General features: G+C 69.7%; 23 protein-coding genes. 5 read left to right on the forward strand and 18 right to left on the reverse strand.

Annotated features, from left to right (window positions below; all coding sequences use genetic code 11):
- Window positions 1-22 precede the first annotated feature (22 nt).
- Window positions 23-901 carry a winged helix-turn-helix domain-containing protein gene (locus PGH47_RS19945; RefSeq protein WP_271664571.1) on the reverse strand — a complete coding sequence of 293 codons (879 nt, stop codon included), beginning with the start codon at window positions 899-901 and terminating at the stop codon, window positions 23-25.
- Between the two features lie 154 nt (window positions 902-1,055).
- Between PGH47_RS19945 and PGH47_RS19950 the strand changes: the two genes are divergently transcribed.
- A complete protein-coding gene (locus tag PGH47_RS19950; RefSeq protein WP_030948652.1) occupies window positions 1,056-1,244 on the forward strand; it encodes a hypothetical protein in 189 nt (62 codons plus the stop codon).
- A gap of 76 nt (window positions 1,245-1,320) precedes the next feature.
- Here PGH47_RS19950 and PGH47_RS19955 read toward each other — a convergent pair whose 3' ends face one another.
- Entirely contained in the window at window positions 1,321-2,238 is a 918-nt protein-coding gene (locus tag PGH47_RS19955; protein ID WP_271664572.1) for a winged helix-turn-helix domain-containing protein, read from the reverse strand.
- A 175-nt stretch (window positions 2,239-2,413) separates the two neighbouring features.
- Between PGH47_RS19955 and PGH47_RS19960 the strand changes: the two genes are divergently transcribed.
- The gene (locus PGH47_RS19960; RefSeq protein WP_030948647.1) at window positions 2,414-2,593 is read left to right on the forward strand and encodes a hypothetical protein; all 180 of its coding nucleotides are present in this window, start codon (window positions 2,414-2,416) and stop codon (window positions 2,591-2,593) included.
- A 212-nt stretch (window positions 2,594-2,805) separates the two neighbouring features.
- On the opposite strand, the gene PGH47_RS19965 is transcribed toward PGH47_RS19960, so the two are convergent.
- On the reverse strand, window positions 2,806-4,065 hold the full coding sequence (locus PGH47_RS19965; protein ID WP_271664573.1) for a GNAT family N-acetyltransferase: 1,260 nt from the start codon (window positions 4,063-4,065) through the stop codon (window positions 2,806-2,808).
- A 236-nt stretch (window positions 4,066-4,301) separates the two neighbouring features.
- Window positions 4,302-4,925 carry an RsiG family protein gene (locus tag PGH47_RS19970; protein WP_271664574.1) on the reverse strand — a complete coding sequence of 208 codons (624 nt, stop codon included), beginning with the start codon at window positions 4,923-4,925 and terminating at the stop codon, window positions 4,302-4,304.
- Window positions 4,926-5,084: 159 nt separating this feature from the next.
- Here PGH47_RS19970 and dtd point away from each other — a divergent pair, with 159 nt between their 5' ends.
- Window positions 5,085-5,510, forward strand: a complete 426-nt coding sequence (dtd, locus tag PGH47_RS19975) for a D-aminoacyl-tRNA deacylase (protein WP_107906153.1) — start codon at window positions 5,085-5,087, stop codon at window positions 5,508-5,510.
- A 60-nt stretch (window positions 5,511-5,570) separates the two neighbouring features.
- Window positions 5,571-6,320 carry a hypothetical protein gene (locus PGH47_RS19980; RefSeq protein ID WP_271664575.1) on the forward strand — a complete coding sequence of 250 codons (750 nt, stop codon included), beginning with the start codon at window positions 5,571-5,573 and terminating at the stop codon, window positions 6,318-6,320.
- 12 nt (window positions 6,321-6,332) lie between these two features.
- Here PGH47_RS19980 and ygfZ read toward each other — a convergent pair whose 3' ends face one another.
- The 6 genes from ygfZ to PGH47_RS20010 all read right to left on the reverse strand — a co-directional run bounded on the left by ygfZ (window position 6,333) and on the right by PGH47_RS20010 (window position 11,229).
- Window positions 6,333-7,298 carry a CAF17-like 4Fe-4S cluster assembly/insertion protein YgfZ gene (gene ygfZ, locus PGH47_RS19985; RefSeq protein ID WP_271664576.1) on the reverse strand — a complete coding sequence of 322 codons (966 nt, stop codon included), beginning with the start codon at window positions 7,296-7,298 and terminating at the stop codon, window positions 6,333-6,335.
- A 10-nt stretch (window positions 7,299-7,308) separates the two neighbouring features.
- Window positions 7,309-7,761, reverse strand: coding sequence for a Fur family transcriptional regulator (locus PGH47_RS19990; RefSeq protein WP_107906156.1), 453 nt, complete (start codon window positions 7,759-7,761; stop codon window positions 7,309-7,311).
- 40 nt (window positions 7,762-7,801) lie between these two features.
- The gene (locus PGH47_RS19995; RefSeq protein ID WP_030953851.1) at window positions 7,802-8,377 is read right to left on the reverse strand and encodes an FABP family protein; all 576 of its coding nucleotides are present in this window, start codon (window positions 8,375-8,377) and stop codon (window positions 7,802-7,804) included.
- Between the two features lie 226 nt (window positions 8,378-8,603).
- A complete protein-coding gene (locus tag PGH47_RS20000; RefSeq protein ID WP_271664577.1) occupies window positions 8,604-9,485 on the reverse strand; it encodes a hypothetical protein in 882 nt (293 codons plus the stop codon).
- Window positions 9,482-10,351, reverse strand: coding sequence for a hypothetical protein (locus PGH47_RS20005; protein ID WP_271664578.1), 870 nt, complete (start codon window positions 10,349-10,351; stop codon window positions 9,482-9,484). Before PGH47_RS20005 ends, PGH47_RS20000 begins: the two co-directional genes overlap by 4 nt.
- On the reverse strand, window positions 10,348-11,229 hold the full coding sequence (locus tag PGH47_RS20010) for a hypothetical protein (protein WP_271664579.1): 882 nt from the start codon (window positions 11,227-11,229) through the stop codon (window positions 10,348-10,350). Before PGH47_RS20010 ends, PGH47_RS20005 begins: the two co-directional genes overlap by 4 nt.
- Window positions 11,230-11,332: 103 nt before the next feature.
- On the opposite strand from PGH47_RS20010, the gene PGH47_RS20015 reads away from it, so the two are divergent.
- Entirely contained in the window at window positions 11,333-11,695 is a 363-nt protein-coding gene (locus tag PGH47_RS20015; protein WP_126900469.1) for a DsrE family protein, read from the forward strand.
- An 8-nt stretch (window positions 11,696-11,703) separates the two neighbouring features.
- Here the strand turns inward: PGH47_RS20015 and PGH47_RS20020 are convergent, their stop codons facing one another.
- From PGH47_RS20020 to PGH47_RS20050, 8 genes are all read right to left on the reverse strand, one after another.
- Complete coding sequence (locus PGH47_RS20020; protein ID WP_030957146.1) at window positions 11,704-11,967, reverse strand: DUF3099 domain-containing protein; 264 nt, start codon at window positions 11,965-11,967, stop codon at window positions 11,704-11,706.
- 102 nt (window positions 11,968-12,069) lie between these two features.
- Window positions 12,070-12,357, reverse strand: a complete 288-nt coding sequence (locus tag PGH47_RS20025) for a DUF1416 domain-containing protein (RefSeq protein WP_030957144.1) — start codon at window positions 12,355-12,357, stop codon at window positions 12,070-12,072.
- A gap of 63 nt (window positions 12,358-12,420) precedes the next feature.
- Window positions 12,421-13,260, reverse strand: a complete 840-nt coding sequence (locus tag PGH47_RS20030; RefSeq protein ID WP_107906159.1) for a sulfurtransferase — start codon at window positions 13,258-13,260, stop codon at window positions 12,421-12,423.
- 127 nt (window positions 13,261-13,387) lie between these two features.
- Window positions 13,388-13,468, reverse strand: a complete 81-nt coding sequence (locus PGH47_RS43260; protein WP_350751515.1) for an Ms5788A family Cys-rich leader peptide — start codon at window positions 13,466-13,468, stop codon at window positions 13,388-13,390.
- A gap of 204 nt (window positions 13,469-13,672) precedes the next feature.
- Window positions 13,673-14,410, reverse strand: a complete 738-nt coding sequence (locus PGH47_RS20035) for an LmeA family phospholipid-binding protein (protein WP_271664580.1) — start codon at window positions 14,408-14,410, stop codon at window positions 13,673-13,675.
- 158 nt (window positions 14,411-14,568) lie between these two features.
- Window positions 14,569-15,903: a hypothetical protein gene (locus tag PGH47_RS20040; RefSeq protein WP_271664581.1), complete on the reverse strand. Its 1,335-nt coding sequence runs from the start codon at window positions 15,901-15,903 to the stop codon at window positions 14,569-14,571.
- A gap of 1 nt (window position 15,904) precedes the next feature.
- Window positions 15,905-16,159 (reverse strand): MoaD/ThiS family protein, encoded by a 255-nt coding sequence (locus PGH47_RS20045; RefSeq protein WP_107906162.1) that lies wholly within the window; start codon window positions 16,157-16,159, stop codon window positions 15,905-15,907.
- Between the two features lie 64 nt (window positions 16,160-16,223).
- Window positions 16,224-17,036, reverse strand: coding sequence for an alpha/beta hydrolase (locus PGH47_RS20050; protein WP_271664582.1), 813 nt, complete (start codon window positions 17,034-17,036; stop codon window positions 16,224-16,226).
- Window positions 17,037-17,074 lie beyond the last annotated feature (38 nt).

The following is a 17,074-nucleotide window of genomic DNA, read 5'->3' on the forward strand; positions in this document are numbered from 1 at the left end:
GTCTGCGTCGTATCAGAAGTCACTAGGAGAGTGTCAGGTCCGTCGTAATGGTTTCCCAGAGGGCGTCGAACCACTTCTGGGATTCCTCCACGAACGCGGCGTCGCGCTGTCCGGCCTGCTTCATGAAGGAGAAGAGAAGGGACTTCGAGCCCAGCGCGTCATACATGTCCAGCGTCCGGCTCTCGTACTCCTCCTGCCGTTCGGCGAGGACGTAGTAGCCGATCAGGGCCTCCTCGTCGTTCAGGAGGTACAGCTTGACCGGCGGGGTGAACGGCAACGCCCGGAAGGTGACACGGACGTCGACGCCGTGGGTGGCGCGAATGGCCTGAAGGTTGTGTCGCAGTACCTGTGCCTGGGCGTTCCGCATCTCCAGCCATCGCTTGTGCACCGGGTCGTCGCCCTCGCCGCCCTCCACGGAGACCGGGAAGGCGAGATGGATGTCGCGCGACGGGAGCAGGATGCGGACGTCGATCGTCTCCGGGTGGATCGAGCCCTCGTGGATGAGGCGCAGGGGTTCGCCGAGGGCCAGCATCAGGGTCTCGGAGGTGTGGCAGACGACGTCCACGCGGACGTGCGGTACGGCGAACGCCTCCGTCAGGCGGGGCGCGAGGCTGACCATGGTCGGCTGGGGCGCACCCCGCGTGCGGGTGGGCAGGGCGATCCGGGGCGGGCTGCCCTTGCTGACGTTGGTCAGGAGACCGTCCTCCTGGAGTGCGCGCAGGGCCTGGCGTACGGTGCCCCGTTCCACGCCGAACTCCTCGGCCAACTCGGCCTGTGTGGGCAGGCGGTCGCCCGCCTTGAGCTCCCCGACGCGGATGCGCTCCCGCAGGACGTCGGCGATCTCCTGGGGCGAGAGTCTCCTGCTGCCGTTCACTGCCACGTTCTCCTGGGTCACGACCAAAACGCTACAACTCGCACCCATCTAGTGGGAGTTGTTTGTAGCTTGTTTCAAAGTAGGGGCCAAGTGGGGACAACTTAGTCAGAGTTGGCGTCAAGTTGGTTGAGTTGGCGGAAGTAATCCTTCCATTCCCAGGAGCCTGAAGGGGGAAACACAGATGCCCGTCCTCGCACTCCTCTCCGCCGTCTTCGTCGTAGGCGTCGAGCAGACCCTCCAGTGGAAGTACGGCGCCACCGGCATCATCGGCCTACTGCTGCTCACCATAGGCATCAAGGCCAAGAACCCGGCTGTCAGTTCCATAGGGGCCGTCGTCCTCGCGATCCTGGTCTCGGGACCCGCCCTATGATCCACGCGCGCCCCCGGGGGCCGTCACGCGCGCCGCGACAGCGACGAACACACAGATCAAACGATGTGGGGGACGATCAGCTCGTGAGCACAAGCTCCGAACTGATCGTCTCCCACAACGCGTTGAACCACACGTGCGACTGCTCCACGAACGTCATGTCCCGCAGCCCGGACCCCTGCTCGAAGGCGAACAGCGTCGACTGGATGCCCGGAGCGTCGTACATCTCCAGATGCTGCTGCCCGATCTCCACCTCGCGGCGGCTCAGCGTGTAGTAGGCGAAGAGCGCCTCCGTGCCGTTGAGCAGGTACAGCTTCACCGGCGGCGTGAACGGCAGCGCCCGGAAGGTGACCCGCACGTCGATGCCGTGCGTGGCACGCAGCGCCAGCAGATTGTGCCGGAGCACCTGGCCCTGGGCGTTGCGCTGGGCCAGCCAGCGGCGGCGCAGCTGTAAGTCGACGTCGTCGGCGGAGTCCTCCACGGGCGTCGGGAAGGCGAGCGGGATGTCCCGGCTCGGCAGCAGCACCCGGAAGTCGACCTTGGCCGGTTTCAGCTGTCCGGCGTGGATCTGACGCAGCGGTTCGCCGATGGCGAGGGTGAGGGAGACCGCGGTCAGGCACAGGGCGTCGATCTCCACGTGCGGGGCCGCGAAGGCGGACGCGATCCGCGGCGCGAGGGCCACCATGGTGGGCGCCGGCGGGGCTCCGGGGCCGGTCAGCGCCTTGCCTAGGTCGGGGGCGACGGTGGCCGGGGCACCTTTGGTGACGTTCGTGAGCAGATGCTCCGACTGAAGGATGCGCAGCGCCTGCCGTACGGCTCCGCGCTCGACGCCGAACTCGACGGCCAGCTTGGCCTGGGTGGGCATGCGCTGGCCGGGCCGCAGCTCGCCCGAGGTGATCCGGGCGCGCAGCTCGTCGGCCACCTCCCGGTGTGACTTCTGTGGCCGCTGTGAACTTCTCCGTCCATTGACGGAGGCGTGTTTCGGCTCCACGACCAAACACTACAACTTCCCGCCATCTTTAGGCAGTTCCAGGGAAGGTGGTTATGAGTCGCTTCCAAGCGGTGATAAGTACAGTGAAGTTGGTCGCCAACTTAAGCAACATGGTCAAGCTTCAAATGTGTTGGCCACAAGCGTCGGTTCTGTCGACCATCGTCCCCGAAGGGAGACCTGCATGCCGCTCGTCTACCTCGCCGTCGCCGCGCTCGTCATTGGATTCGAGCAACTCATCCAGTGGAAGTACGGGCCGATGGGCATCATTGCCTTCCTCGCCCTGTCCATCGGTATCAAGGCAAAGAACACCATGATCGGCGGCATCGGCGCGGTGATCCTCGTCATGCTGCTCGCCCATTAGGTCTTCGCAAGAAGGCCCCGGGGACCAGGTTCGGCCGCCCGGGCTCCCTTCCGGAGGGGAGCCGGGAGCCCGGTCGGTCAGCACAGTCACAACTCCACACCGACAACTGAACATCGACCGCACAGCCACAACTGAACAGGCACCGCTGATCAACAACCACAACCGAACAGCTCGCTACGGATGAGCAGACCTGTCGCCGGGAGAGAGGAGTCTCAGAACATGTCCGGGCACCAAGGCCGCCTGGACGTACGCAGCAGGGCGTCGGCCACCTTGGCGGCGCCCGCTCGTTCTTCCCGGACCCGCCCCAGCGCGGCGAGCCGTACCGCGGACTCGTCGCCCAGCCACAGGGCGCCCAGTTCGGCGACGTCGAGAGTGAGGTCCGCCGCGGCCGTGGTCGGCGCGCAGGACGCCCCGCCCGCCGCCGCCTGGAGCCGGTAGCGCCCGCCCGCGAGCCCGGCCCCGTCCACGACCTCCAGCACCAGCTCGCCCTGGCCCTCGTACGTACGCGCCTCCAGAGCCCGTACGACATCAAGGACCCGTACCCACAGCCAGTCCGCCAGTGTCGTGATCCTGGCGGCGCGCGGGTCGGGGAGGAAGAAGGGCAGCAGGTCGTCGGGGGCCCGCCAGCCGCTCCTGACCGTCGTGATCCAGTCGATCGAGCACAGGTAGCGCCACAGGTTCCGCTCGGCCGCCGGCGTCGCCGCGATCAGCCACTTCACGGACGCCGTGTTGAGCGGCTGCTTGCCGTCGCCCCACTTGTCGTCCGCCAGGTACGACACCAGCCCCTCGACCTCGCCGGCCGCCGAGCGGTACACCGCGAAGAACGGCTCCGTCCACGGCGACCGGTCCAGGCGCACCGCCCCGGTGGCGACCTGCCACCACCGCTCGTCCCGGTCGGTGGCACCCGGCTGCGCCAGGCGCACCCGCTCGTGCAGCTCCGGGCCGATCTTGCGTACGTCCGCGCTGTCCACGATGTCGATACGGCCGCCGTCCTCGGGGCCGGCCCATCTGGGGTCGAGGCCGGCGCGGGGTACGTCGACGGTCCACTCGGCGGCCCAGGTGGCGGGGCCGAAGCCGTAGCGGCCGTAGATCGGGTACTCGGCGGCGATCAGGGTCGCCACGACGTCCCCGCGCTCCTTCGCGGCCGCGAGGTCGTGGGCCATCATCCGGTTGAGCAGGCCGCGGCGGCGGTGGGTCGGGGTGACGGTGACGTTCGAGATGGCGTCGGCGGGGACGGTGGCACCGCCGACGGCGGTGAGTTGCTGCGCGAAGGACCGGAAGGTGGCGACGCAACGGCCGGCGTCGAAGGCACCGAGGGTGCGGGACGGGACGATGTACGACGCCCGGTCCGCGACCTCCGTCTCTGCGACGTCGGGCGTACGCAGAAAGCCTGTGTTCAGGGCCCGGCTCCAGTCCGGAATGTCGGCCTCGGTGATCGAGCGGACGTCGATGTGGGGTACGGGACGGCTCATGGGGCCACGGTAGGTCGGCGGACGCGGGGTGTCGCCGAAATTTTCCCCCGCCCGGAACCGGCAAGCGGCCCGCCCGGCGCCTGCCGCCCCGATGCCCGGCGGCGGGCCGACCAACTCCGGCCAACCGCCGTCACCCCGTCACATCAGACCGCCGTCAACCCGTCACGCCGCCCACCCGATCCGGCGAATTTTCCACAGCCTGTGGATAAGTTTCCGCGGCCGTCGATTCGCCCCGGCTACGTCAGCAGGTCGTCCACCTGTGCCTCGCCGTCCCGGTACCGGCGGGCGATCTCCGTGCTGCACTCGTCCGCCGTCCGCTGCAGGAGCTGGCGGCGGCCCGACACCTCCTGCTCGTAGCGCACGAGGCGCCCCATCGCGGTGTTCAGCTCGGCGTCCGTGCGGGCCTGGAGGTCGGACAGCTCCACCTCGGACAGCATCTCGGCCGCCAGCCGCCGGTACTCCTCGCTCTGCGGAGTCCCCAGCGTCACGTGCCGCGCGGACGAGCGCTGGCGGGCCGGGGCGTCGGTGAGGATCTCCGGGAGGCGGTCCACGACGGACGCCGCGCCCGCCGGGGAGCGCCGCGCCAGCTCCGCCCGCAGAATGTCGATCCGCCCCTGCAACAGCCGTCGTACATAACTCAGGTCCGCCTCGTCGCGCTGGGCGTAGCGCCGCAGCGTGCGCAGTTCGGGCAGACTGAGCACGGTCAGGTCGTGCTCGGTCGGCTCCACTGCCGGCCGTGTGTGCGGGCCGGGGCCCGGATCGTCGGCGGTGCGCTGTGTGGGCGGCCGCAGACCGTCCAGCCGGGCCGCGTGGGTCAGTGCGACAGCCCCGGGCGGTTGCTCGGTACTCGGTGTGCTCATATGCCTCTACCGTCCCCTCGACCGGCGTGTGAGGAGCATGGTGCCATCACAAGTGGCACCTATGTGACCGAGTGCGCATGAACAGCCCCAGATGGGGGGTTAAGGAGCAAAAAAGAAGCCCCTTATGAGGCACGTCCGTGCACACGGCATGATGGCGCCATGCGAGCTGTGGTGCAGAGGGTGGACGGCGCGAGTGTCGTCGTGGACGGCGAGACGGTCGGGGAGATCACCGGCGAGGGCCTGTGCGTGCTCGTCGGCGTCACGCACGAGGACACCAAGGAGAAGGCGGCCCAACTCGCCCGCAAACTCTGGTCGATCCGCATGCTGGACGACGAGAAGTCGTGCAGCGACATCGACGCCCCGCTCCTCGTCATCAGCCAGTTCACCCTGTACGGCGACGCCCGCAAGGGCCGCCGGCCCACCTGGAACGCGGCCGCCCCGGGCGATGTCGCCGAGCCGCTCGTCGACGAGGTCGTCGCCCAACTGCGCGCCCTGGGCGCCACGGTGGCGACGGGCCGGTTCGGCGCCAAGATGCGGGTGTCCCTGACGAACGACGGCCCGTTCACGGTATTGATCGAGATCTGAACATCAACTGATCACTACCGATCGAGATCCGATCGTCGCTGCCGTCGTCCTGGGGGGACCATGAAGAGATCCGCGCACGTCATCGCAGTCGCTCTGCTCGCGCTGGTGGCCTGCTCGGCCGAGGGGAAGACCGAGGCCAACGAGGGGAAGAGCGAGGTCGACGCCGACAAAACCATCGAGGAACAGGCCTCGGCCGACCCCCTCCCCTCTCCCTACACGGCGAAGGAGCTGAAGATCGCGCTGCTCACCACGGCACAGACGCCGAGCGGCTTCGAGGTCTACCGCACCACCGCCACCGAGCCGAGCAGTCCGCCGGCCAGTGCCTCGGAGAAGGTCCGGCCGACGGAATGCGCGGTGCTGCGCAACCCCGAGGCCAAATCGAGGGCGGAGACGGTGGCCGCCATGGCGCAGCTGTACCGGCCCAGCGACGAGCTGGACCAGCACAGCATGACGCTCGTCGGCTGGGCGGAGACCGATGCGAAGACCCGGATGGCGGCATTGCGGAACGCGCTCGAGAAGTGCGGGGCGATCCAGTTCAGCAACATCGACAGCAACGGGACCAGGGAGGCCCGTTTCCGGGCCGAGAAGGCCCCGGATCTGGGCGACGAGACACTGCGGTACTCGCTGAACTCACCCACCTTCTACCAGGGTTACACCGTCATACGCGTTCGCGGAGTGATCACGTACGTCAAGTCCGACACCGTCTTCGGGACGGGACTGACCGACCAGCAGCGCGCAGAACTCACGCCTGAACATCAGGAGGGACTCATCCGCGCCCAGGTCGCCAAGGTCGAACGAACCCTGCGCTAGCCGCGTCGGCTGTCAGGGCTCGACGACCACTTCCTGTGCCGCCGCCGTGTCCCCCGCCACCAGCCGTGCGTCGAGCGCCACGTTCCGCTTCACCAGTGCCAGCGCGACCGGGCCGAGCTCGTGGTGCCGTACGGACGTCGTGATGAAGCCGATCTTGCGGCCGTCGGGGCCCTCGTCCGCGAGGTGGATCTCGGTGCCGGGGGTCGGCAGGTGGACCTCGCTGCCGTCCAGGTGCAGGAAGACCAGGCGGCGCGGGGGCTTGCCGAGGTTCTGGACGCGGGCGACGGTCTCCTGGCCGCGGTAGCAGCCCTTCTGGAGATGCACCGCCGTGCCGATCCAGCCCAGCTCGTGCGGGATCGTGCGGTGGTCGGTCTCGAAGCCCAGGCGCGGGCGGTGCTGCTCGACCCGCAGGGCCTCGTGGGCGAGGATGCCGGCCGCCGGGCCCGCCTTCTCGGCGTAGGACTCCAGGTCGGCCCGCGGCAGGAACAGGTCACGGCCGTACGCCGTCTCGCGTACGACGACGCCCTCGGGCACCTCGGCGATGGATCCGGCGGGCAGGTGCACGATCGCGAAGTCGTCCGTACGGTCGGTGACTTCGACCTGGTAGAAGAACTTCATCGACTCCAGGTAGGCGATCAGCGCCTCCTGGGTGCCGGGCTCGACATGGGCCCAGACGGTCGTACCGTCGTCGACCAGATACAGCGCGTGCTCGATGTGGCCGTGCGCGGAGAGGATCAGCGCCTCGGTGGCCTCGCCCGTGGGCAGCTCGCTCACGTGCTGGGTGAGCAGCAGGTGCAGCCAGGTCAGCCGGTCGTCGCCGGTGACGGCGACGACCCCGCGGTGCGACAGGTCGACGAAGCCGGTGCCGTCGGCGAGGGCGCGCTGCTCGCGGAACAGATCGCCGTAGTGGGCGGCGACACCTTCGTCCACGCCCTCGGCAGGGACGGCGCCGGGCAGGGTCAGCAGGGGGCTCTTCATGGGGACAAGCCTACGACTCGGTAGTTGAAGTCTTGCCGTTCGCGCCCTTGTGCGCGCAGTCCTTGCACCGGCCGAAGATCGCGAAGTGCTTCATGTCGGTGTCGAAGCCGAACTCGCGGCGCAGCTTGGCCGTGAACTCGGCGGCCACCGACACATCGGCCTCGATCACGTTCGTGCAGTCGCGGCAGACCAGGTGGATGTGGTGGTGACGGTCCGCGAGGTGGTACGTCGGCGCGCCGTGCCCGAGATGGGCGTGGCTGACCAGCCCGAGCTCCTCCAGGAGCTCCAGGGTCCGGTACACGGTGGAAATGTTGACCCCCGACGCCGTCTTCCTCACTTCCACGAGGATGTCGTCGGGGGTCGCATGCTCAAGGGTGTCCACGGCTTCCAGGACAAGCTGACGCTGCGGCGTCAGCCGGTAGCCACGCTGCCTGAGGTCGCTCTTCCAGTCGGTGCTCACCACACTGGAAGTCTAGGACCACTCGTCAAAACTGCTTTCGGAACTACTTGAAGAAGGCGATGCCGTCGTCCGGCATGTCGTCCGGCAGGGCCTTGGCCCAGCGCTCGACGTCCTCCGGGGTGACGACCTTCTTCAGGTGGGCCGACATGTAGGGGCGCAGCTCGACCTCGGGGGTCTGCTTCTCGCCGACCCACATCAGGTCGCTCTTGACGTAGCCGTACAGCCGCTTGCCGCCGCTGTAGGGGCCGGAGGCGGCCGTGCGGGCCACGGCGTCCGTGACCAGGTCGATCTGGGGCTTCTTGTCGGCGAGCTCGCCGTACCAGATCTCGACGACGCCGTCGTCGCGGACCATCGTCACCTCGACCTTGCGGTCGGCGTCGATGCGCCAGAAGCCGTGCTCGGACTCCAGGGGACGGACCTTGTTCCCGTCGTTGTCCAGCACCCAGGTGTGGGACTGGTACTCCAGGAAGTCACGGCCGTCGTGGGTGAAGGCGACCTCCTGCCCGAAGTTGCACTTCTCGGAGCCCGGGAAGTCGTGCACGCCCGCGCCGGCCCAGTTGCCGAGCAGGAAGGCGAGCGGGACGAGGTCCTTGTGGAGGTCGGACGGAATCTCGATCATGAGGGGCGTTTCCTAGACGTGGGTCAGCGCTGGCCCTGGTACAGCTTCTTCACGGTCAGGCCGGCGAAGGCGAGGACGCCGACGCAGACCAGGGCCAGCAGGGCTTCGAAGAAGATCTCCACGGGGTGCTCCTCGATGAGGCAGAGGTTGAGCGGTACGTACAGGGCCGGGCCCCAGCTTACGCGGCCGGGGACCGGCCCTCCTTGTGAGGTACGCCCTCGCGGGGTCAGTCCAGCAGCTGGCTCTGCAGGATCACCGTCTGCTGGAACGGTACGGCCGCCGCACCGCCCTTGCGGGACTGCACCACCAGGCCCACGACGTCGCCCGACACCAGGTAGGCCTGCCGGACCTGCTCGGCGCCGTACGGCTTGGACTCGGTGTAGGAGTAGTGCCGCACGTTCATGACCTCGGCCTCGCTCGGGAACTCCTCGTCCGTGTGCACCTCGGCGGCGCCGCGCAGGGCGTGATTGGGCGAGTCGTAGCTGGTCAGGTGGTCCTGCTGGAGGACGTCGGCGACCTGGCCGGAGTCGAACTGGAGCAGGTAGATCCGGGTGTGGGTGCCGTCCTGGGCGGTCCAGCCGCGGGCGGCGACGTGCCGCAGGCCGTGGTCCGTGAGCACCTGCCCGAGGTCGTCGCGGTCCTCCTTGGAGCCGTACACCGACAGGAAGTCCTTCTTCGCCAGCCAGCCGTCACGCCCGGGGAGCGTCTTGTCGGCCTTGGCCCCCTTCGGCGCCGACAGCAGCAGCGCGCGCAGGTCGGCGTAGTGCACGGACGCCGGGTTGGCCTCGGCGAACGGGGCGGGGCTGCCGGAGGGCAGCGGCGGCTTGGTGATCTCCGGGTACGTCCAGCGTCCGTCCGGCTCGGTCGCGAGACCGGGTACGTCGGTGCGCTCCATCCGCGTGATGCCGTACGCGGTGGACGAGCCGACGGCGGCGAGGACGACGACGGCCGCCGTCCAGCGCAGGACGGCCCGCAGGACGCGGCGGTCCTTCTTCACCGGGGGTTCCACGACCACCACGGGGGGTTCCACGGCCACCGCAGGCGGCGCCTCGGGCATCGGCGGTACGTCCGCCGGGGGCGCCGTCGCGATGGGCTGCTGCTCGGTCATACGGCCTTCCCCGGGTCGTCGATGCGGTCGAGCTGGGCGGTGACGAACAGCCCGATGCTGGTCAGGTCGAGCGGCCTGACACCGGACGCCGTCACGCTGATCAGCACGTCTCCGGACCAGCCCGCGCAGTACACGCGGTCGAGCTTCTCGTCGAGGCCCTTGGGCGTGAGGAAGCACTTGGCGTTCTTGTGGCCGTCCAGCTTCGGGCCCTTGCGGAAGAGGCCGAGGGCGGAGAGGAACTCGTTCTGGCCGGCCGCGACGTCCTTTGCGGCGGCACGGCTCTCCATGCGGGCCAGTACCACGCTGGCGAAGAAGGCTTTCTTGTCGTAGATCGCCTGACCGTCCGCCTTGTAGTAGCTGCGCATGGCCATGCCCTCGATGGGCTTCTTGTCGAGCTCCCTCTCCAGCCGGCGGCGCTCCTTGCGGGGCAGCTCCTTCAGGGACTCCTTGCGCAGCTCGGATGCCTGACGGCCGCTGAGCTCGGCGTCCGAGCCGAACTCGCCGAGGTCGGGACCCCGGGTGTAGCCCTTCTCGTCGTACGGCACCAGCAGCCCGCGCAGCCCGGAGGCCGCCTTGTCGGACTTCTCGGACTTATCGGCCTTGTCGTCCGCCGCGGCCGGCTTGGGGAACTTCCACGTCGGCAGGCCCGCGTCCCGGTCGGCGTCCTGGACGGCCACGACGGTGTAGCCGGCCCCGGCGACGACCGCGCCGAGCAGCAGGACGGTCCCGGCGACGGCAGCGATCCGCCGGGCGCGCGGACGCCGGCGGGCCGGGGCCGACGAGCTCTGCACGCTCTCCTGGTCCTGGACGACCTCGGCGGTCTCGGGGTTCTGCACGTCCTCCGGGTTCTCGGATGACTCGTTCACAGCCGTCCCATCTGCCGCTCGGCGAGATCCATGATCTTCTGCTTGGAGATCGGCTTGGTGTCGTAGATCCAGATGTCCATCGCGATGTCACCGCGCCAGGCATGCGCCTCGGCCGAGTACATCGGGAGGTAGCCGGCCTCCCGCTCGGGGCTGTCGTGCACATACGCCTGGCCGTCGCCCGTGCCGGGGATGGTCCAGCTGCGGGTGTTCGACTTCTCCTCGGCCCAGTAGTGGCCGTCGTCCGCGTGGGTGACGGCGGCCAGGGCCTGCTCCTGGCGGAACTGCAGCAGCTGGATCTCGACGCTGGTCGTACTGCCCGCGCGCCAGCCGGTGACCGCGCCGCGGCGGAACTCGTCGGTGATGAGGTCGCCGAAGACCTCGTCCGGTTCCTCGTAGTTCTCCGCCAGATCGGCGAGGTCCATCCAGCCGTCGCCGGTCTCGAAGACGGCGTCCCGGGTGCCCTTGGGCCGCGGGAGCAGCAGCTTGCGCAGGTCTCCGTCGGTCCGCAGCCGGCGGTCCTCGGCGGCCGACAGCGGCTCGGCCTCGCCCTTGGCCTGCTTGACCACGGGCTGGGACAGGGGCGGCAGCTTCGTGGGCTCGCGGTCGGCCTGCACGAGGTAGCCGCCGCAGGTCCCGCCGACGAGCCCGAGCACGACGGCCGCGGCGAGCAGCAGTGCCGTACGCCCGCGCCGGCGGGGCCGGGGAGCAGCGGGCTCCTCGGACTGACCGGCGCCCCCGGACTGACCGGGCTCCTCGGAGTGACCGGGACCCTCCGCGCTCCCGGTCGTGTCCTCGGCGGCCGGCGCGACGGGCGCAACCGGAACAACCGGTGCGTCTGGCGCTTCTCCCGCCTCTCCTACTTCTTCGGGTACATCCAAGACGTCCCCCCACAGAACGTGAAGCACGCATTCCGTATGCGTTGCGCACAGGAGACCCACGGGTAATGCCCTGGGTTGTAAGGGGGTTGATTACGATTCGGCCATGTCGAAGAAGCTGGTGATCAAGGTGACGGCGGGGGCCGATGCCCCCGAACGCTGCTCACAGGCGTTCACGGTCGCGGCGGTGGCCGTGGCCAGTGGCGTGGATGTATCTCTGTGGCTGACCGGCGAGTCCGCCTGGTTCGCCCTCCCGGGCCGGGCCGCCGAGTTCGAGCTGCCGCACGCGGCTCCGCTCCCGGACCTCATCGACTCCGTCCTCGCGGCCGGTCGGCTCACGCTGTGCACCCAGTGCGCGGCCCGCCGGGACATCACGGAGAAGGACGTCATCGAGGGCGTCCGTATCGCGGGCGCGCAGGTCTTCGTGCAGGAGGCGATGGCTGACGAGACGCAGGCGCTCGTCTACTGAGACGGCCGCTACGGGTGGGGCCGCTTCTTGCCGTCCAGCTCGTCCCACCACTCGTCGGACTTCGGGTCGCCGGAGGGGTCGTCCCACCAGCGGTCCTCCGGCCCCCGCCGGTTGGCGACCATCGCGGCGAGCGGCGGGATGACCATGGCGACCACGCACATGCCCACGGCCACCGGGATCGACCACAGGCGCACGACGCCCCACGCCAGGACGAAGAGGGCGATGCACGTCCCCATCATGGCGAAGTAGAGATGACGTCGCCGCGCGTACATACGTCCAGGGTAGGCCCGTGGCCGAGCGGGCGCGGGCATGCCGAAGGGCCGCATCCCCGGCGTCCAACCCTTGGGATGCGGCCCTTCAGGACCCGAGTCGCGTCAGACCGCGATCGCGACCTCAGCGAGGCCGCCGTGCTGCGCGACGACCGTGCGGTCGGCGGTGGCGCCGGGGACCAGGGCGCGGACGGTCCAGGTGCCCTCCGCCGCGTAGAAGCGGAACTGGCCCGTGGCGGAGGTGGGGACCTCCGCGGTGAACTCGCCGGTCGAGTCCAGCAGTCGGACGTAGCCGACGACGGGCTCGCCGTCCTTGGTCACCTGACCCTGGATGGTGGTCTCACCGGGCTTGATCGTCGAGGCGTCGGGGCCGCCGGCCTTCGCTCCACACATGTCTTTCTCCAGATTGGGGTCTGACCGGAAGGAAGGCCGGTCGGGTTTGCTTGCGAGGGTTGGTTACTTGTTGGCGCCGAGCTCGATCGGGACGCCGACCAGGCTGCCGTACTCGGTCCAGGAGCCGTCGTAGTTCTTGACGTTCTCGACACCGAGCAGCTCGTGCAGGACGAACCAGGTCAGGGCCGAGCGCTCGCCGATGCGGCAGTAGGCGATGGTGTCCTTCGCCAGGTCGACCTGCTCCTCGGCGTAGAGCTCCTTGAGCTCGTCGTCCGACTTGAAGGTGCCGTCGTCGTTGGCGTTCTTCGACCACGGGATGTTGCGGGCGCTCGGGACGTGGCCCGGACGCTGCGACTGCTCCTGCGGCAGGTGCGCCGGGGCGAGCAGCTTGCCGGAGAACTCGTCGGGCGAACGGACGTCGACCAGGTTCTGCGAACCGATGGCCGCCACGACGTCGTCGCGGAAGGCGCGGATGGCGGTGTTCTGCGGCTTGGCCTTGTAGACGGTCTCGGCGCGCTCCGGGACCTCCTCGACCAGCTCGCGGGCGTCCAGCTCCCACTTCTTGCGGCCGCCGTCGAGAAGCTTGACGTTCTCGTGGCCGTAGAGCTTGAAGTACCAGTAGGCGTAGGACGCGAACCAGTTGTTGTTGCCGCCGTAGAGGATCACCAGCGTGTCGTTGGCGATGCCCTTCGCCGACAGGAGCTTCTCGAAGCCCTCCTGGTCGATGAAGTCGCGGCGGACCGGGTCCTGAAGGTCCTTGGTCCAGTCGATGCGGATCGCGTTCTTGATGTGGTTCTTCTCGTAGGCGGACGTGTCTTCGTCCACCTCCACGATCGCGATGCTGGCGTTGTCCAGGTTCTCCTGGACCCAGTCGGCGTCGACGAGGACGTCGCTGCGGCTCATGCTCTTTCTCCTCCGGGGCAGTTGCGGCGGGGCGTGCGAGATGCGAGGGGATGCGCGGGCTCATGCCGAGACGGCGCACCTGTGCCCTGGTCAGGGCGGGGGGAAACGCGGAAGTCGGAGCTTCCGCTCAGAAGGGGCGACAGAGCATGGCGGCAACGCGGCAGAGGTCCACTGCCCGCCGCTTCGTGAGATCCGCCTGTCGCTTCATGGCATCGATCGTAGGGAGCGACAGGCGGGCGTGTCACCGGCGTGTCGTATTCTGAGACACGATCGTCCGGAATATGGGATTGAGAAGCCGTGAGGACTGCCGCCGCACGGCTTCCGGCCGTCTGGGGCGCGCGTCACATCTACGGTACGGACGACACCGTCTCGCCAATTGGACGCGGTACGCCCGCCACCACCGACCGGCGTACTACCCGGCGAGGCGGACGTTCGAACCCTTCACCGTGATCTCGACGCCGTCCTTGGCCGCCTGGACGCTGTCGAGCCGGATGCCGCCCGGTAGCCCGTCGATCTTCTGCTCGAAGTCGGTGATCGCGCGGGCGCGGCTCTCGGCGATCTGGGTTCCGCCGAAGCTCGGGAGGGTGTCGGCCTTCACCCGCACGGTGTCGCCCTGGGCGGTGACCGAGCTGAGGACGTAGACCGGGTTGGGCAGCTTGGCGCCGAGGACGGTGGCCTCGACGGCGACCTTGATCTTGCCGTTGCCGCCGTCGGACAGGCCGACGACGCTGGCGGTGACGCCGGGGGCTACCTGGGTGGGCTCGGACTTGGCGGTCTTCAGCAGTTCGGCGTAGCTCACGGACGCGGTGCCGGTGGCGGTCGCGGCGGTGGCGGAGCTGTAGTCGCCGGAGAACTCGACGCCCTTCATGTTCGCCTTGAGGTCGTCGATCCGGATCGACTTGCCCTCGGCACCGGCGGTGGCCTCGAAGCCCTCCATGCCGAGCTCGACGTCGTCCAGCGAGCCGCTCGCGACCTGGGTGAGGAACGGGAATCCCTTGATGGACACGTCCGGGGTCGCGGCGAGGTTCTCGCGGGTCCTGACCTTCTCGGCGACCTCGTCCTCGGCGAACCCGACGGCGAGCCGGTCGGCCAGCACGAACAGGCCGCCCAGGATCACGACGACTATGAGCAGTATCCGCAGGGCGCGCATGTTGTGGTGTTCCCCCCACCTGAGCGGTCGTCGACCACATGGGTGACGGACGACGACGGTCACGGACGACCGGGTGGCCGTCCAGCGCGAGGGTAACCCTGAGGTGCGGCCCGGCCCGGAGATTGTCGATCACCTGTGACAGGCCGGGCCCTTGCGTCTCAGCCCAGCGCCCGTCCGAGGACGTATACCGCGGGCGCCGCGGCGGCCAGCGGCAGGGCGACGCCCGCCGTGAAGTGGACGAAGCGCGACGGGTAGTCGTAGGAGGCCGCACGGTGCCCGATGAGCGCGCAGAGCGCCGCGCCCCCGCCGAGCAGTGCCCCGCCGGACCCGACCCCGGTCATCGCGCCGACGACGGCCCCGGCGCCCACGCCCGCGAGCAGCGCGGCCGCCACGGACGCCGGCGTCGGCAACGGCAGCGCGCGGACCACGACGGCGACGGCGACCGCCACCGCGCCGACGGTCACCGCGTCCGCCTCGGCCGCGAGGTACCCGGCCGCGACGATCGACAGGGCCGCCGAGGCCACCGTCGCCATCAGGCCGTACATCCGCTCGTCCGGGTCGGCGTGCGAGCGGAGCTGGAGGACCAGGGTCAGCAGGACCCAGACGCCGAGCGTGCCGAGGATGGCCGCGGGCGCGTGGTCGGAGGCGAGCAGCGCGATGTCCGCCGTGACCGCCCCGGCGAAGGCGAGCGCGATGCCCTGCCGGGCGGGCCACATGCCGTTCAGCCGGAACCAGCCGGCCGCCGTCACCGCCTGGAGGGCGACCAGGGGCACGAGCAGTGCGTACGACCCGATCGCCGCCGCCCCCGCGAGCAGCAGCCCGAGCAGGGCCGTGAGCCCGGCCGGCTGCATCCCCGGCTCGATGATCGGGGAACGGCCCTCCTGCCGGGCCCGCTGGGCGTCGGTGATCCGGGAGTTCCCGGCGAGGGTCGCGGGGCCGTAGCCGTCCTGGTCGCCCTGCCCGGCGTCGGAGCCGGACTGAGGCGCCTGGGGCTGGGGCTGTGCCTGTGCCTGCATTTGCGGCTGAGCCTGCGCGTGCTGCTGAGCATGGATGTGCTGCTGCCCGGCGTGCTGCTGGGCCTGGAGGTGCTGTTGCTGCCCACCGTGCTGCTGCGGCCCGCCGTGCTGCTGCCCGGGGTGAGCCTGCTGCTGCCCGGCGTGTGCTTGGCCCGTGCCGTCCCAGCCGCCCGTCTGATAGCCGGACGCGTACGCGCCCTGCTGGTCGGCGTCCTGGTACTGCCCGGCGTCCTGGTACCCCGCGTACGGCCCGGCGGTGGCGTTCTGCGACGGCAGATAGGCCGTCTCCTCCGCCGGGGCAGGCGTCACCGGCTGGTGCACCTGGGTCTCCCAGGTCTGCCCCTGCCACTGCTGCGTGTACTGCTGGGCCGCCTGCGGATCCTCGTACGGCTGCTGCTGGGCCGGCCACCCCTGCGGCGCCTGCCGCCGGTACGGGTCGTAGCCCTCGTGGTCGCCGTCATACGGCTGGTTGGTCATCTCACCCTCCTGCGAACGGCGGGAGCACCTCGACCGTGCCGCCGTCGGCCAGCCGTACCGTCTCATGTCCGCGGGTGCCCACGGGGTCACCGTCGATGAGGAACGAGCATCGCCGCAGTACGCGCGTCAGTTCCCCGGGGTGTCGCGCACGCACCGCGTCGAGCGCCTCGGCGAGCGTGTCCGCGTCGTACGGCTCCTCGGCGACCTGGGCGGCGGCCTTCGCGGCGGCCCAGTAGCGCACCGTGACCTTTGCCATCTGGTTCCTCAATCGATCGACGTGATCACCGCCGGGAAGCGCCGGCCGGTGAGCAGCGACCAGGCTAGCCCGCCCGGCCGGCGGCCCAGTCCCCGATCCGGGCCAGCAGATCGTCGGCGGCCGCGTGCTCGGCGTGCCCCATGCCGGGCTCCAGCCAGAGTTCGCCGTGGTCACCGGCCGCGTCGGCCAGCATGCGGGGGTGGTCGAGCGGGAAGTAGCCGTCGATGTCGCCGTGCACGATCAGCAGCGGCGTCGGGGCGATGTGCGGGACCGCCTGCACCGGGGACATCGGCACCGGGTCCCAGCCGCGGTGATGGATCCGGGTACGGAATCCGTAGCGGCTCACCAGCCGTCCCTCGGGCCGGGTCACCATCCAGTGCAGCCGGCGCATCCGCGGCGTGCCCCGGTAGTACCAGCGCGCCGGTGCGCTCACCGACACCACCGCGTCCGTGCCCGCCCCGCCCCGGCCCGACGACCCGATCTCCGCGTCGCCCACACCCGTACGGCCGTACAGCGCCGCGTGCCGCAGCACCACCGAGCCGCCCATGGAGAAGCCGACGGTCGCCACGCGCGTGTGCCCGAGCTCGCGGGCCCAGCGCACCGCGGCGGCCAGGTCGAGCACCTCGCGGTCCCCGACGGTGGAGCGCCCGCCGGACGCGCCGTGGCCGCGGAAGGAGAAGGTGACGACGGCGCCGTGCGGGGTGAGCGCCTCCGCCACCCGTCGTACATGGGGCTTGTCGACGTCGCCGGTGAAGCCGTGGGCGACGACGAACGCCAGGTCACCGGCAGATGGACGGGAGGCGTCGTATACGACCGCCGCCGGGTCGTATACGGAATCGATCGTCACCCCGTCGTCGGTGTGCAGAAACGTCCGCATAGGTGTACGTCTGGTCGTCTCAGAGTTCGGACGAACCG

It is taken from the genome of Streptomyces sp. HUAS 31 (genome assembly GCF_028198125.1).
In the GTDB taxonomy this organism is placed as follows: domain Bacteria; phylum Actinomycetota; class Actinomycetes; order Streptomycetales; family Streptomycetaceae; genus Streptomyces; species Streptomyces chartreusis.